At 68.5% G+C, this 16,015-nt stretch carries 9 protein-coding genes and 1 pseudogene; 5 read left to right on the forward strand and 5 right to left on the reverse strand.

What is annotated here, in order from left to right; all coding sequences use genetic code 11:
- Positions 1–70 precede the first annotated feature (70 nt).
- The 3 genes from IPN47_11390 (at position 71) to IPN47_11400 (ending at position 6,820) form a co-directional block, all read left to right on the forward strand.
- Entirely contained in the window at positions 71–3,775 is a 3,705-nt protein-coding gene (locus IPN47_11390) for a carboxypeptidase regulatory-like domain-containing protein (protein ID MBK9408628.1), read from the forward strand.
- Positions 3,776–4,053: 278 nt separating this feature from the next.
- Positions 4,054–4,743 (forward strand): DUF305 domain-containing protein, encoded by a 690-nt coding sequence (locus IPN47_11395; protein ID MBK9408629.1) that lies wholly within the window; start codon positions 4,054–4,056, stop codon positions 4,741–4,743.
- Positions 4,744–4,861: 118 nt separating this feature from the next.
- Positions 4,862–6,820: a hypothetical protein gene (locus tag IPN47_11400; protein MBK9408630.1), complete on the forward strand. Its 1,959-nt coding sequence runs from the start codon at positions 4,862–4,864 to the stop codon at positions 6,818–6,820.
- 152 nt (positions 6,821–6,972) lie between these two features.
- On the opposite strand, the gene IPN47_11405 is transcribed toward IPN47_11400, so the two are convergent.
- Positions 6,973–7,341: a GIY-YIG nuclease family protein gene (locus IPN47_11405; GenBank protein ID MBK9408631.1), complete on the reverse strand. Its 369-nt coding sequence runs from the start codon at positions 7,339–7,341 to the stop codon at positions 6,973–6,975.
- Positions 7,342–7,454: 113 nt separating this feature from the next.
- Between IPN47_11405 and IPN47_11410 the strand changes: the two genes are divergently transcribed.
- Both IPN47_11410 and IPN47_11415 read left to right on the forward strand, forming a co-directional pair.
- Positions 7,455–7,841, forward strand: a complete 387-nt coding sequence (locus IPN47_11410; GenBank protein ID MBK9408632.1) for a reactive intermediate/imine deaminase — start codon at positions 7,455–7,457, stop codon at positions 7,839–7,841.
- A 25-nt stretch (positions 7,842–7,866) separates the two neighbouring features.
- Positions 7,867–10,877 (forward strand): annotated as a pseudogene (locus IPN47_11415) (aminotransferase class III-fold pyridoxal phosphate-dependent enzyme).
- Positions 10,878–10,909: 32 nt separating this feature from the next.
- Here the strand turns inward: IPN47_11415 and IPN47_11420 are convergent.
- From IPN47_11420 to IPN47_11435, 4 genes are all read right to left on the reverse strand, one after another.
- Positions 10,910–11,383, reverse strand: a complete 474-nt coding sequence (locus IPN47_11420; GenBank protein ID MBK9408633.1) for a GxxExxY protein — start codon at positions 11,381–11,383, stop codon at positions 10,910–10,912.
- 272 nt (positions 11,384–11,655) lie between these two features.
- A complete protein-coding gene (locus IPN47_11425; protein ID MBK9408634.1) occupies positions 11,656–12,282 on the reverse strand; it encodes a gluconate 2-dehydrogenase subunit 3 family protein in 627 nt (208 codons plus the stop codon).
- Positions 12,283–12,359: 77 nt separating this feature from the next.
- A complete protein-coding gene (locus IPN47_11430) occupies positions 12,360–14,039 on the reverse strand; it encodes a GMC family oxidoreductase (GenBank protein MBK9408635.1) in 1,680 nt (559 codons plus the stop codon).
- A 244-nt stretch (positions 14,040–14,283) separates the two neighbouring features.
- A complete protein-coding gene (locus tag IPN47_11435; protein MBK9408636.1) occupies positions 14,284–15,963 on the reverse strand; it encodes a GMC family oxidoreductase in 1,680 nt (559 codons plus the stop codon).
- Positions 15,964–16,015: the final 52 nt, after the last annotated feature.

Genomic DNA, 16,015 nt, shown 5'->3' on the forward strand with positions numbered 1-16,015 from the left:
ACGCGTGATGTGCCAACCCTCGGCGACGTGGTGGGGTCAAACACTGCGGTCCCACTCACCTCATCGTCGCATGCTGCTGCGCACCTCCGCTCGCTTCGCCTTCTTCCTCCAGCTCACGTGCGCGGCGGTGGCGCAGGGGCAGGCACCCCCGGACCACATCCATGGCCGAGTCACCGACGACTCGTCTCGCGCGGTGGTGAGTGCCAGCGTCTTCGTCACCCGGGGGCCCGATCGAGCGCTCAAGCAAACGACTACCGACTCCTCAGGTCGCTACTCTCTCCTCTTCGAGGACGGGACCGGCGACTACCTCGTCGCCGTCACCGCGCCGGGGCTCAAGACGGCCCGCCGGCGCGTGCAACGCCAGGGGAGTGAACGTGAGCTCGTGGCCGACTTCGTCCTCGGACGCGACCTGGCACTGCTCGCCGCCGTGAAGGTCACGGCCACGCAGCCGGTGCGCGCGACCAACCGTGTCTCGCCATACAACCCCGAAACCGGGGCGTCGGAGAAGTGGAGTGACGGCGTGCAGGGACAGCTCCCGCCCACGGTGGCCGGGAACGTCAGCGCGATCGCCGGCACCATCCCGGGCGTCACGCTCGGCCCCAACGGCCCGGCGATCCTCGGCTCCGGCAGCGAGTCCAACCTCACGACGCTCAACGGGCTCTCGCTGGGCGGCGCCTCGCTCCCGCGCGCCGCCCGCACCGACACCCGCGTGACCGGCGCAACGTTCGATCCCACGCGCGGCGGCTTCTCGGGGGCCAACATCGACGTGCGGCTCGGGGCCGGCGACCGCATGTACCAGCAGCGGAACGCCTTCTTCACCTTCGACGCGCGGCCGCTGCAGTTCACCGATGCCATCGGGCGCGCGACGGGGGCGCAGGTTGGCTCATTCCGCGGAAGCGCCGGCGCCGACGGGGAACTCGTGCGCCAGACGCTCACCTACAACGTGGCCGTCGATTACTCGCGCACCGAGAGCGATCCCGCCACGCTGCTTGGCGCCACTCCCACGACATTGCGGCTGGCGGGCGTGAGCGCCGACTCGGTGGCCCGCCTCCTGTCCACCGCCACGACGCTCGGCATCCCCCTGGCCGGAGCCGGGATCCCGGGGGCCCGTACCTCCACCGCGCTCACCTGGCTGGCCCGCCTCGACGACATCCGCGACTCGCTGCGCACGCGCACAATCACCACGTACGCCGGGCTCACGACCGATGGAGCGCAAGGCTTCAGTACCCTCGGCACGCCCGCCGCTGCCAGCGAGCGGCGCGGCCGCACGCTCGGGCTGCAGCTGCAAGCGAACGACTATTTCGGTCCCGGCAGGCGGCGCCTCAACCAGGCCCGGCTCGGGTGGAACGCGGTGCGCACCGAGACCGACCCGTACCTCGCGCTGCCTGGCGCGCAGGTCCTCGTGCGATCGATCGATGGCAGCGACCGCGACGTGGCCACCTTGTCGTTAGGTGGCGGTGCCGGGATCGGCGGCACCGAGTCGCGATGGACCGTCGAGGGAGCCAACGAGACCCTATGGAACGCCCGCGGGCGCCGCCACACGTTCAAGGGACAGCTCTGGGGACGGATCGACGGGGTGCAACACACGGGCGGGGCCGACCTGCTGGGGCGCTATACGTTCAACTCCATCGCCGACCTCGCCGCCGGCAACCCCGCCAGCTACAACCGCACGCTGCGCCTGCCGGCGCGCGACGGAACCGTCTGGAACGCCGCGACGGCGCTCGCCCACCAGTGGTCCCCATCGCGCTTTTTCGGAGTGCTCTACGGCGCCCGGGTCGAGGCCAACGGCTTTGCGGGCGCCCCGGCGCGCAACCCGGCGCTGGAGCAGGCGCTCGGGGTGCGGTCGGCCCTCGCCCCCACGCGCGTGCACGTGAGCCCCCGCGTGGGCTTCTCCTGGACCTACAACCGCGACAAGGACAACGGGAACGGGAGCAGCAACAACAACGTCGGGCAATTCTATCGCAGCACCTCGGGCGTGCTGCGTGGCGGCATCGGCGAGTTCCGCGACCTGCTGCGCCCGGACCTCCTGGCCGACGCCTCCGCGCGCACCGGACTCCCCGGGGCAACCGAGGTGCTCTCCTGCGTGGGCACCGGCGTCCCGATGCCCGACTGGAACGGTTTCCTCACATCGCCTGACGCACTGCCCACCACCTGTACCGACGGCAGCGGCCCCCTCGCCGAGCGGGCACCGAGCGTCCTGCTCATCGACGAGGGATATGACGTCCCACGTTCGTGGCGGGCCTCGCTCGACTGGAACAGCAACATCGGGCCGTGGACCGTTCGGGTGGGGGCGCTGGGGTCGTACGACCTCGCGCAGCCCGGCACGGTCGACGCCAATTTCGCCGGCACGCAACGGTTTGTCCTCGACGAGGAAGGGGGACGTCCCGTCTTCGTGTCCACCGCGGCGATCGACGCCGCCAGCGGCGCGCTGTCGGCCGCCGAATCACGCCGCACGGCCGACTACGGGCGCGTCAGCATGCGCACCAGCGCCCTTCGCGGCTACGGCGGCCAGCTCACCTTCCAGGTCGCCCCCGACGTCTTCAAGATGCGGCGCGTGCCCGGCTCACCGTTCGTCTCCCTCGCCTACACGCTGCAGTCCACTCGTCGACAGTTCCGCGGATTCGACGGCGGCGGCTTTGGCGACCCGCGCGTGCGCGAATGGGGACCGAGCAACAGCGACGCCCGGCACGCCATGATCCTGCAGGGTGGGTTCACGACCAAGTGGACGGGGACGTTCACCCTCTTCGGGCGCGCGCAGTCCGGGCTCCCCTTCACCCCCATCGTGCAGGGCGACGTGAACGGTGACGGACGCGGGGGCGACCGCGCCTTCGTTCCCGACGCGGCCGCGGGTGGCGATGCCGCGACCGCCGCGCAGCTTCGAACCTTGCTCGAGGACGGCGCCGAGGCGGCCCGTCGCTGCGTACAGGCCTTCACCGGACGGGTCGCCAGCCGCAACGGTTGCCGCGGCCCCTGGACGGCCACACTCAACGCCCAGTGGCGCCCGCCGCTCCCCTCCACCTGGGGACGCCGGGTGCAGGCCACGCTCTACCTGCAGAACGTGCTGGGCGGCGTCGACCAGCTCGTGCACGGCGCCAATGGACTCCGGGGATGGGGAGCGCCGGGAACGCCCGATCCGGTCCTGCTGATCCCGCGCGGCTTTGACGCCACCGCGCGCCGCTTTCGCTACGACGTGAATCCGCGATTCGCCGACACGCGCGTGGCCAGCACCCTGGCTCGCTCCCCCTTCAGGCTCACGCTCGACTTCTCGATGCGCCTGTCCACCGACTACAACCTGCAGGAGTTGCGGCGCGCGCTCGAGCCGCTGCGCATCAATCGCCAGTGGTCGCGTCGATCGGCCGACTCGCTCGCGGCCTTCTACCTCAACAACACGTCCGACATCCACCGCGCCCTCCTGGCCGAGAGCGACTCGCTCTTCCTCAGCCAGCAGCAAGCGGCCGCGCTGCGCCGGATGGACTCGACCTACGTTGCGCAGGTGCGCGCCATCTTTGTGCCGCTGGGGCAGTTCCTCGCGCAGTTCGACAACGGCGAGGCAACCAAGGTCGCGCTCGACAGCGTGACGTCGGCGCGGAAGGCGTACTGGAAGGTCTTCTGGCGGCAGCCCGAGATCGCCGACTCGGTCATCACGCCAACGCAGCGCGCCCTCATGCCCATGCTGGAGAGCATGCTGCAGGTCCCAGCCCGGGAGCGGGAGCACTCGCAGTGGTTCTTCGGGCACCCCATCAAGTTCCGCGACGACAAGGTTGCGACTCGGTAGTCGTTTGGCGCGAGCCGCTGAGGGCGACTGACCGACGAGCCGGGGGGCGTTCGCGAGGGTGGAACCGCGACGCCCCCCTCGCCGTATGTGGCTGCGGACACTACCGGCGGCGGGGCCGTTCGTGGACGGCTGGTGTAGATCGCGGGGCGTGGCGGGGACGCGCGAGGTGGCAGGCCAGTGGTAGTTTGCAGCGCGCGCCTCTCCCCTCGGGTTGTTGGTACCCTCCCGCGGCGTCACGATCGGCACTGAGGCCTTCGACACTCTGCACCCTCGCTCGCATGTCCGCTCGTTTCCTTGATCGCGCCCGCGCCCGCCTTACCCTCGTCGGCCTGGTCGCCCTCGTGACCCTCGCCGGCTGTTCGACGGCCACCCGCACGACCCGCACCGACGGAATGGTGCACCTGACGGGTGACGCCGGGGCGCGTGCGCGCGCCCGCGCCGACAGCGCCCGCAATCCCTACACCGATGGCGACATCCACTTCATGTCGGGGATGATCAGCCACCACGCGCAGGCGATCGTGATGGCGCGCTGGGCCGAGCCCAATGGCGCCAGCCCCTCGGTGCGCACGCTTGCCGCCCGCATCACCAACGCGCAGCAGGACGAGATCGCCCTCATGCAGAACTGGCTCAAGGACCGCGCGCTCCCGGTCCCCGAAGCCAAGCCCATGCCCATGAAGATGAAGATGGACGGCGTGGATCATGAGATGCTCATGCCTGGCATGCTCTCCGACGCGCAGATGCAGGAGCTCGAGGCGGCACGCGGGCGCGACTTCGACCGCCTCTTCCTGACCTACATGATCCAGCACCACAAGGGCGCCGTGACGATGGTGCAGGAGCTCTTCGCCAAGGACGGCACCGCCCAGGATGAAACCGTCTTCAAGTTCGCCTCCGACGTCAACGTCGACCAATCCACCGAGATCGCCCGCATGGAGCGCATGCTCCTCATGCTGCGGCTCGAAGGCAAGTAGTGCGCGCATCGACGTCGCGGCGGCATCACCCGTGTCACCGGCAGCTGCAGCATCCGTTGGACCACTTCGCTCCCTACGAGGACTGATCATGGATCGTGCGCTTCACCCCCACCGCGCGATGGCGCGACCGGCCCGCGCCTTCCGCGCGTCGCTCGTTGCGGCTGTCGGCGTCCTTTCGCTCGCCGCCTGCTCCCGCCAGGCGTCGGTCGCCGCCCCATCGCCCCGTGTCGACCCGCGCGTCGGCCTCCGCGCCGGCCTCATGGACGCCGGCGAGGCGGTCTCCAACCTCAACGTCCTCTCGCGCACCGCGCCGCCCAAGGAGTTCCTCGGGCAGACCAATTCCGACCTGGCCTTCAGCGGCAAGTACGCCATCCAGGGCAACTACAACGGCTGGCAGGTGTGGGACATCTCCAACCCCGCAAAGCCGGTGCTCGTGCGGGGCTTCGTCTGCCCCGCCTCGCAGAGCGACGTCTCGGTCTACAAGAACCTGCTCTTCGTCTCGGGCGAAGGGATGACCGGGCGCCTCGACTGCGGCACGCAGGGCGTGCGCGAGGCCGTGAGCAGGGATCGCCTGCGCGGCATCCGCATCTTCGACATCACCGACATCGCCAACCCGAAGAACGTCGGCAACGTGCAGACGTGCCGTGGCTCGCATACGCACACGGTGGTCGAGGATCCGAAGGACAAGGAGAACATCTACATCTACGTGTCCGGCTCGGCCGGCGTGCGCCCCGACGCTGAGCTCCCCGGCTGCGTGCGCGAGAGCCCCGACAAGAATCCCAACTCGGCGCTCTTCCGCATCGAAGTCATCAAGGTCCCGCTCGCACACCCTGAGCAGGCCGCGATCGTGAGCAGCCCGCGCATCTTCGAAGACCTCACCGCCCCCAAGGGGCACGGCGCCGCTCCGGATGACAAGAAGCAAGCAGACGAGGCGCGCGCGAAGGGGATGTTCGTCGCCGATGTAGGCGGCGAATCGTTCGTCCTCCCGCCGCAGTTCACCAAGCCGATGCTCGACTCGATCGTGAAGGCGCGCGGCGGCAGCGGCGCCCCCACCGGCGCCGACAGCACGGCGCTGCGCAACGCGATCCCCAAGATGATCGCGCAGATGATGGGTGAGGGCGACGCCGCCCCCGGACGCCCGCGTCCGGGCCCGACGCAGTGCCACGACATCACCGTCTATCCCGCCCTCGGCCTCGCCGGCGGCGCCTGCGAAGGGTACGGCCTCCTCCTCGACATCCGCGACCCGGTCAACCCCAAGCGCATCGCCGCCGCGGCCGACTCCAACTTCGCCTACTGGCACTCGGCCACCTTCAACAACGACGGGACCAAGATCCTCTTCACCGACGAGTGGGGCGGTGGCGGTGGTCCCAAGTGCCGCGCCTCGGACCCCAAGGAGTGGGGGGCCAACGCCATCTTCACGCTCAACAACGGGAAGATGGAGTTCCAGAGCTACTACAAGCTCCCGGCCGCGCAGACCAAGGAAGAGAACTGCGTCGCCCACAACGGCTCGCTCATCCCGATCCCCGGGCGCGACGTGATGGTGCAGGCGTGGTACCAGGGCGGGATCTCGGTCTTCGACTTCACCGATCCCAAGAACGCCAAGGAGATCGCCTTCTTCGACCGCGGCCCGGCCGATTCGCTGCGCATGGCGATGGGCGGTTCGTGGTCGGTGTACTGGTACAACGGCGCCATCGTGAGCTCCGAGATCGCCCGCGGCCTCGACGTCATGGAGCTGACGCCGAGCGCCTTTGTCTCGCAGAACGAGATCGACGCGGCCAAGACCGTGCACTGGGACTACCTCAACGCGCAGGGGCAGCCCAAGATCGTCTGGCCGCCGAGCTTCGCCCTGGCCCGCGCGTACGTGGATCAGCTCGAGCGCAACAAGTGCCTCTCCGCCAGCCGCATCGCCAGCGTGCGTCAGGCGCTGTCGACCGCCGAGAAGGGCTCGGGCGGCGCGCGCAACACCGCGCTCTCCACGCTCTCGTCGCAGCTCGCTGGTGAAGCGAGCAGCTCGTGCGACAGCGGGCGCGTGCAGAAGCTGTCGCAGGCCGTGAAGGACCTCGCCGTCACCAGCTAGCCCCCGTTTTCTTCGCGGCTTCGCGGCTTCGCGTGAGCCGCCCTTGCTTCAGGCCTCACGCGAAGCCGCGAAGGCACGAAGGAGGACTGCGAGTGACAAGCGACGGCCCGGGTGCTCACGCGCCCGGGCCGTCTGCCATTCGATGGCGGCTGCTATCCCCGCGGGCGTGGTGCTCGGTTGTAGCCGGCGGGCTCGAACGGGGCGAGCTTCTCCAGCCACAACGCCTCGAGCGCCGCCACGTCGTCGCGCTGGTCCACATCCGCCGTCTCCGGGACGGGGAGCGTATCGACGACCTCGAAGGCAAACTGGTCGGCGCCCAGAGCGTTCCAGTCGCCCTGCAGCACCTTGTTGGGATGCCCGCCCAGCTTGAGCTGCGCGCGATGGCGGTTGACGAGCGCCGCGATGTCGACGCCGGCGAAGAGGAAGCACTTGCCGTTCGCCAGGTTCTTGGCGAGGGCCACGCCGGCGGTGCGCGGCGTTTCCTTGTACTGGCGCGTCAGCGCCTTGCGATCGAGGGTCACGAGCGGGAGGCAGTAGGAGAATCGGCATGTCGCGCGCGCCGAAGTCGGTATCTTGGGGACGCGCACCGTTTGGCGCCAACCCGACACGTCACCGTCGCCCGCCCAGCCCCGCCATGAGCCATCTCCCCATCCACGCCCCCAACCTCCCCAATCCCGTCGGCCCGTACTCGCCGGCGATGGCCTTCGAGCGCCTCATCTTCGTCTCGGGGCAGGGCGCGGTCGATCCCGCCACCGGCCAGCTCTCCGGCCCCGACGCCACCAGCCAGACGGAGCAGTGCCTGCGGAACGTGCAGGCCATCTTGCAGGCCGCCGGCTCTGACCTGCAGTACGTGCTGCGCTGCGGCGTCTTTCTCGTCGACATGGACGAGTTCAAGGAGATGAACGCCGTGTATGGGCGCATGTTCGGCGACCACCGCCCGGCCCGGACCACGGTCGAGGTGTCGAAGCTCCCGCGCGAAGGGTTGCGGGTGGAGATCGACTGCGTCGCCTACCGCCCCTAACGACCCGCGCGCTCCTCCCCTCCCGATGACCACTTCGCTCACGCACTGGGCCGGTGCCCTCTCCTCGGCCTGGGGAATCGACGCAACGCTCGACGCGCTCGCCGGCGAGTACGACCTCAACCTGCGCGCCACCGCCACCGACGGGCGCCGCTTCATCCTCAAGGTCATGCGCCCCGGCTGCGACGAGGGGTTCGTCGACCTGCTGTGCCGCGCGCACGCGCACATCCAGTCGCGCGACCCCAGCGTCCCGGTCCCCGCCGTCATCCCCGCGCGCGACGGACGCCTGCACTGCACCGTGCGCGATGCGGACGGGAACGAGCGCATCCTCTGGTTGCTGGCGATGCTCGAGGGCGAGCTCTACGCACGAACGACGTATCGCCCGCTCGCCCTGCTGCGCGACTTTGGCGCCGCGGTCGCACGCATGCACCGCGCGCTCGCCGACTTCGCGCACCCCGGGCTCCAGCGCGACTTCAAGTGGGACCTGACGCGCGCCGACTGGGTCATGCATCACGTCGACGAGATCGCCGATCACGCCCGGCAAGAGCTGGTGGCCACCGCGTGGCTGCGCTACGACGGCATCAAGCGGGCGCTGCTCGCCCAGCCCGTCGCGGTGCTGCATAACGACCTGAACGACTGGAACGTCCTCGTTGCGCGCGACGAGCGGGGCCTCCCGCGCCTCGCCGGCCTCATCGACTTCGGCGACATCGTCGCGGGCCCCGTCGTGGCCGACATCGCCATCGCCGGCGCGTATCTCGTACTCGACCATCCGCAGCCGGAGCGCGCCTTCGCCGCCTTCGTCGCCGGCTATCACGCGGTCTCCCCCCTCAGCGCGCGCCAGCTCGACCTGCTCTGGCCGCTCCTCCTCATGCGGCTGGCGGTGAGCGTCACCAACTCGGCGCAGATGAAGCGCGAGCGCCCCGATGATCCATACGTCGTGATCTCCGAGGCACCGGCCTGGCGCTTTCTCGAACGTGCCGCCACTATCGCCGACGAGCAGGTGAGCGCGCGATTGCGTTCAGCGTGCGGGTTCCCGGCGAGCGACACCGCCGCGCGTGTGCTGCCGTGGCTCGATGCGCAGCGCGGGAGCTTTGCGCCGGTCATGGGGATCGACCTCGCGACGATTCCCGCGGGGTCCATTTCCATCGCCACGAGCCTCGCCCCGCGCGACCCGACGGCGATGACACAGGCCGAGGCGCGCACGTTAGGCGCCGCGGCCGGCGTCGGGCCGGCGTGGGTGGGGAGCTATGGCGAGCCGCGAGCGGTGTACACCGCTCCCGCCTTTCGAAAGGGACCGCACACCATCTCCGACCGGCGCAGCGTGCACCTAGGCGTCGACATCTTTCTCCCCGCGGGGAGCCCGGTCTACGCCCCGCTCGACGCCGTGGTCGAGACCGTGGAGTTCCGCGAGGCAACGCTCGACTACGGCGGCATGGTGATCCTGCGGCACGCGACGCCAGACGGCGCCCCGTTCTGGACGCTCTACGGTCATCTGTCGCGTGCGAGTGCCGAGGCACTGCGCGCCGGGCAGCCCATCGCCCGCGGTGAGCGCTTCGCAGGGTTAGGGATTCCGGAGGAGAATGGCGGGTGGGACCCGCACCTCCATTTCCAGTTGGCGATGACCACCCGCGGAATGGAGCGCGATTGGCCCGGCGTGGCCGATCCCGACGACCTGGCGATGTGGGGCGCCATCTGCCCCAACCCAGCCGCGCTTCTCAACCTTCCGAACGAGCGCGTCGCCTATCGTCCGCTGGACGAGGAACACATCCGGCACGAACGGGGCGCACACTTCGCCAGCAACCTCAAGCTCAGCTACCGTGAGCCGCTCCTCTTCGTGCGCGGGTGGAAGCACTACCTGTTCGACGAATGGGGGCGCGTGCACCTCGATGCGTACAACAACGTGCCGCACGTGGGGCACGCGCACCCACGACTGGTCGCCATCGCCGCCGACCAGCTGGCCCGCATGAACTCCAACACGCGCTACCTGCACCCCGCACAGGTGGAGTTCGCCGAGACGTTGCTGGCACACATGCCGCCGCACCTGACGCACGTCTTCTTCGTAAACTCCGGAAGCGAGGGGAACGAGCTGGCGTTGCGGCTGGCGAGGACGCACACCGGGGGGAAGGACATGGTCACCCCCGACCACGGCTACCACGGCAACACCACCGGCGCCTACGACCTGTCGGCATACAAGTTCAACAAACCGAACGGCGGCGGGTGCCCGGAGTGGGTGCAACTCGTCCCGGTCGCCGACACGTATCGCGGCGAACATCGCGGCGCCGACGCCGCCGATGGGTATGCGGCTCATGTCGACGAGGCCATCGCACGCATACACGCGCGCGGCGGACGACTCGCCGGCTTCATCGCCGAGACGTTCCCCAGCGTGGGCGGGCAGATCATCCCGCCGGTTGGCTACCTGCAGGGCGTGTACGACCGCATCCGCGCCGCCGGCGGGGTCTGCATCGCCGACGAAGTCCAGACCGGGCTGGGACGACTCGGCGACTACTTCTGGGGGTTCGAACAGCAGCAGGTGGCCCCCGACATCGTTGTGTTAGGCAAGCCGCTGGGCAACGGCCACCCGATGGGGGCGGTGGTCACCACCGCCGAGATCGCGCGTTCGTTCGACAACGGGATCGAGTTCTTCTCCACCTTTGGCGGGAGCACGCTGTCGTGTCGCGTGGGGACCGAGGTGCTGCGCATCGTCAAGGACGAGGGACTGCGGGAGAATGCCCGCACCGTCGGGAATCACCTCATGGACTCCCTCCGCGAGCTGCAGACGCGCCATGCGTGCATCGGCGACGTGCGCGGCATCGGACTGTTTGTGGGTGTCGACCTGGTCACCGATCGCGACACACGCGCGCCGGCAACAGCGCTGGCCAGCTACGTCGTCAATCGGCTGCGCGAGGAGCGCATCCTCATCGGGACCGAGGGGCCGGCCGACAACGTCCTCAAGATCCGGCCGCCGCTCACCGTGGGACGTGCGACGTGGAGTGGCTGGTGGCGGTACTGGGGAGGGTGATCGGGGAGCTGAGCGGGTAGGCCCGGTTGCGGCGCCCGCTCGGCCCGCGACGTCAGACGTCGTGTGGGGCGCGGGGAAGGGCTTGTCTCACACGAAGACGCGAAGGCGCGAAGACGTGGTGGCCGTTCACCACGCGTTTGATCCCTTCCTTGAAGGTCGCGGCGCCGAAGTTGATGAGAAGACCTAGGCGAAGGTCCAGGAGTCGGAGGTAGGTCAGCAGCTGCTTCAGGTGCACGGGGGCGGTGCGCTCGATGGACTTGAGCTCCACGACACAACACCCGTCGATCAACAGGTCAACGCGGAACCCCTCGTCGAAGTGCAGCCCGTGAAAGTCGAACGAGATCGTCTTGTGTCGTTCGACTCGAAGTCCGCGCTGCTCCAGCATGCGCGCGAGTACGGTCTCGTACACCGACTCGAGCAGTCCCGGCCCCAGCTCCCGGTGCAGGTGGTACGCCGCATCGACCACCACCGCGGCCACGTGTTCCACACGGCTCTCGGAGTCTCGCGCCTCCCCCACACCACGCATCCCGTCTCCCACCATTGTCACACCTCCCCCCTACGCCCCGAATTTCTTCGCGACTTCGCGGCTTCGCGTGAGACGCCGTTGTCGTTTGAGCTCACGCGAAGCCGCGAAGACGCCAAGGAACTCCCGTCGGCCCGCTGCGCGCGAACTCGTTCTGAAGTGTCTCCGCGCTCCCGCGAAGAAGTGAACCCAATTCACTGCAGACCGGTCCAAAAACGGCAGCGAGGGCGCCCTCCATCGAGAGCGCCCTCGCTGCCTGCATCTGACCACGCCCGTCAGGCGTGACTCGCGTAGATCGTCTGCCCCTTGGTGTACGGCTCGCACGGATCAAAACGCCCCGGCGTCTCCTGGTACCGCAGCACCTTGGTCATCCCCACTTCCGACGTGAAGAAGCCGAGCAGCGTCAGCTCCTTGATCATGCGGAAGTAGTGGTTGGGCTGGTCGCCCTTCTTCTTGTCCTGGTACGCCTTGGCGTCCTTGTCGAGCTGCGTGAGCAGCGACAGCCGCTCCTCGGGCGACGCCTGCATGAAGCCGTGACCGTGCGCCTTGGTGCACGCGTCGTTCAGCGTCGTCATCCCGGCCTTGAAGATGTCCTGGTCTTCCTTGGTGTAGCAGTCCTGCACCATCACGCCAATGAATCGCCCGGTCTTGGCGTCCTTCGCCCCGGGGGTGCTCGTCGCCGGGAGGATCGTCTCGGCGATCTCGTCGAGGTAGGCGACTTCTTCGGCGGTGAACATCGTCAGCGGCGGCTCGGGCGTCGGCGCAGGGGCCGCAGCGGCAACCGCGGTATCGCCCTTGGCCGCCGGCTCCTTGCTGCACGCGGCGAGCAGCGACGTGCCGCCAATGAAGGCGGCGCCGCCCAGCATCGCGCTCACGCGGCGAATCGCTTCGCGTCGGTCAATCACGAACTGCGGCGTCATCTCGTCAGGCATGGTCTCGTATCCGGAAGTGTCCGTGGGCTGGCGTTAGGCTGGACGCGTTACAGCTCGCGCTTCTTGAGCGCTTCGACGGCGAAATCGGCCGCGCGCGCCGTGAGTGCCATGTACGTGAGCGACGGATTCACGCAGGCCGCCGAGGTCATGCACGCGCCGTCGGTGACGAACACGTTGGGCGCATCCCACACCTGGTTGTACTTGTTGAGCACCGAGTTCTTGGCATCGGTCCCCATGCGCGCCGTCCCCATCTCGTGGATCCCCATGCCGGGGAAGTAGCCGCCGTCGTAGGTGCGGACGTTCTTCACGCCGCTCGCCTCGAGCATCTCGGCCATGTCCTTCGTCATGTCCTTGCGCATCTTGAGCTCGTTTTCGCCGATGGCGCAATCGATCTTGAGCACCGGCAGCCCCCATTTGTCCTTCTTCTCGGGGTCGAGCGTGATCTTGTTCGCATGGTTCGGCAGCATCTCGCCGAACGCCGTCGCCCCGATGGTCCACTGCCCGGGCTGCGCCATCGCGTCCTTGAACTGCGCCCCCACGCCCAGCTCCGCCACCGCACGATCCCATCCCTCGCGGCTCGCGCTCCCCTGGTAGCCAAAGCCACGCAGGTAGCCACGCTTGTCCTTGCCGATGTTCTGGAAGCGCGGGATGTAGAAGCCGGTGGGGCGGCGCCCGTAGTAGTACTTGTCCTCGAGCCCTTCGAGGTCACCCGACGCCCCCAACCGGAAGTGGTGGTCCATCAGGTTGTTGCCTAACTCGCCAGAGCTGGAGCCGAGCCCGGCCGGCCAGATGTCGGTGGCCGAACGCATCAGCAGCCAGGTCGAGTTGAGCGACGAGGCGCACAGGAAGACGATCTTCGACGTGTAGTCGACGGTCTGGTTGTTGGTCGCGTCGAGCACGCGAACGCCCTTGGCCCGCTTGGCGTCCTTGTCGTAGATGACTTCCGTGACGATGGACCAGGGCTTGAGCGTGAGCTTCCCGGTCGCCACTGCCGCCGGCAGCGTGGACGACTGCGTGCTGAAGTAGCCGCCGTACGGGCAGCCTAACCAGCAGGCGTTGCGGAGCTGGCACTGGTTGCGCCCCGGGAGCGGCTGCGTGAGGTTGGCCACGCGCCCGGGGATGAGGCGACGCGTCCCGCCAAACTGGCTCTTGAGCTTCGCCGCCACCTGCTCCTCACCGCAGTTGAGCGGGAAGGCCGGCTGGAACTGACCGTCGGGAAGCACCTCGAGCCCTTCGTTGGAGCCGGCGATCCCGGCGAACTTCTCCACGTAGTCGTACCACGGGGCGATGTCGGCGTAGCGAATCGGCCAGTCGGTCGCGATCCCGTCCTTCACGTTGGCGGTGAAGTCGATGTCGCTGAAGCGGTAGCTCTGCCGCCCCCACATGAGCGACCGCCCGCCCACGTGGTAGCCGCGATACCAGTCGAAGCGTTTGACCTCGGTGTACGGCGACTCCTCGTCCTTTTCCCAGTAATCGAGGTTGGTCTCGTTGAGCGGGTAGTCGCGCTTGAGCACGGGGTAGTGCGCGATCATCTCCTGCGTGCGCCGGCCGCGATGGGGATACTCCCACGACCCCTTGCGGGCGTTCACGTAGTCCTTGACGTGCTCGATGTTGCGCCCACGCTCGAGCAGGAGGACGCGGAGCCCCTTTTCGGTCAGCTCCTTGGCGGCCCATCCGCCGGCGATGCCTGAGCCGACGACGATCGCATCGTACTGCGTCTCTTGCACTCCATCCTCCTTAGTACTGGAAACGGTGCCACCCCGAGGACTACCACGCGCGCGCGAGGTCCGATTCCCGCACGCCGGAGGCGACAAGTCGGCCGATAATATGTGGCCCGAACCGCACGTTGGCGATGCGCCACCGCCCGCATTCCTGATCCCCCGCGCCCTTCCTCGTTCGCGGCTTCGCGGCTTCGCGTGAGGAGAGCGTTCGTTTCACGCCATGGCGCGAAGTGGGACAGCGTTCACTCCCTCAGAGCGCACGGCGGTTCATCTCCTCCACCGCAAACGCCGACGCCCGCGCCGTCAACGCCATGTAGGTCAGCGACGGGTTCTGGCAGGCCGTCGAAGCCATGCAACTCCCGTCGGTCACGAACACGTTCGGCGCGTCCCAGACCTGGTTGTTCCGGTTGAGCACGGAGTTCTTCGGGCTCGTCCCCATCCGCGCCGTCCCCATCTCGTGGATCCCCATCCCGGGGAAGTACTCGTCGTCGAAGGTCGCCACGTCCTTCACACCGCACGCCTCGAGCATCTCGGCCATGTCGGCGGCCATGTCCTTTCGCATCAGCCGCTCGTTCTCACCGATGGCGCAGTCGATCCGCAGGACCGGGAGCCCCCACTTGTCCTGCTTTTCTGGATCGAGCGTCACCCGGTTGGCGTGGTTCGGGAGCATCTCGCCAAAGGCGGTCCCGCCGATGGTCCACCGGCCGGGCTCGGCCGCCCGGTCCTTGAATCCGCCGCCCACCCCCAGTTCGGCGACCGCTCGAGCCCACCCCTCACGCCCTGCCCCCCCTTCGTACCCGAATCCCCGCAGATACGGCCGCTTGTCCCCCCCAAGATTGCGATACCGCGGGATGTAAGATGGGTTGGGGCGCCGCCCGAAGACGTACTGGTCCTCCAATCCGTCGATCCGCCCCGACGCCCCCACCCGAAAGTGATGGTCCATCAGGTTGTGCCCCAGCTCCCCGGAGCTGCTCCCCAACCCGCCGGGCCAAACGTCGGTCGCTGAACGCAGCAGCAACCAGGTGGAATTGAGCGTCGAGGCGCAGAGGAAGACGACGCGGGCCGAGTAGTCGGTGACCTCCCGGGTCAGCGCATCCATCACGCGCACCCCGGTCGCCCGCTTCCGATCCGCGTCGTAGAGCACCTCGCTGGCGATCGCGAACGGCTTGAGCGTGAGCCGCCCCGTCGCCATGGCCGCGGGGAGCGTCGCCGACTGCGTGCTGAAGTAGGCACCGTACGGGCAGCCTAACCAGCAGGCATCGCGATACTGACACGGCGAACGCCCGTGCAGCGCCTGGGTCAGGTTGGCGGTGCGGCTGGAGATGAGCCGCCGCCTGCCGTCATACAGCCCCCGCAGTCGTTCGGCCACGACTTGCTCGGCGCAATTGAGCGCCATCGCCGGCTGAAAATCGCCATCGGGAAGCTGCGGCAGCCCTTCGAGCGAGCCGGCGATCCCGGCAAACCTCTCGGCGTGGCTGTACCACGGCGCAATCTCGGCGTATCGAATTGGCCAGTCGGTCCCGACGCCATCGCGTGCGTTCGCCTCGAAGTCGATGTCGCTCAGGCGAAAGCTGCAGCGCCCCCACATGAGCGATCGCCCCCCTACCTGGTAGCCGCGATACCAATCGAAGCGCCTCGTCTCGGTGTACGGCGAGTCCTCATCGGAGGCCCACCAGTCGAGATTCTTCTCGTTGAGCGGAAAGTCGCGCTTGAGCACCGGGTATCGCCGGATCATCGCCTGCGTGCGCCCGCCGCGATGCGGATACTCCCACGGCGCCTTTCGTGTGTTGACGTAGTCTGCGATGTGCTCGACGTTCCTGCCGCGCTCCAACAGGAGCACCTGGAGACCGCGCTCGGAGAGCTCCTTGGCGGCCCATCCACCGGATATCCCGGACCCCACCACGATGGCGTCGAACGAAGTCGATGGCACGATGTACTCCCGATGCGTCAGTGACGAAGGACGTACTACTTCGCCCGTCCCA

The organism is Gemmatimonadota bacterium (genome assembly GCA_016719105.1).
Taxonomy (GTDB): Bacteria; Gemmatimonadota; Gemmatimonadetes; order Gemmatimonadales; family Gemmatimonadaceae; genus SCN-70-22.

Coding starts and splice junctions, on each gene's coding strand:
- IPN47_11410 (MBK9408632.1), top strand. CDS start 7,455: ATGAGCCATCTCCCCATCCACGCCCCCAACCTCCCCAATCCCGTCGGC.
- IPN47_11395 (MBK9408629.1), top strand. CDS start 4,054: ATGTCCGCTCGTTTCCTTGATCGCGCCCGCGCCCGCCTTACCCTCGTC.
- IPN47_11420 (MBK9408633.1), bottom strand. CDS start 11,383: ATGCGTGGTGTGGGGGAGGCGCGAGACTCCGAGAGCCGTGTGGAACAC.
- IPN47_11390 (MBK9408628.1), top strand. CDS start 71: ATGCTGCTGCGCACCTCCGCTCGCTTCGCCTTCTTCCTCCAGCTCACG.
- IPN47_11400 (MBK9408630.1), top strand. CDS start 4,862: ATGGCGCGACCGGCCCGCGCCTTCCGCGCGTCGCTCGTTGCGGCTGTC.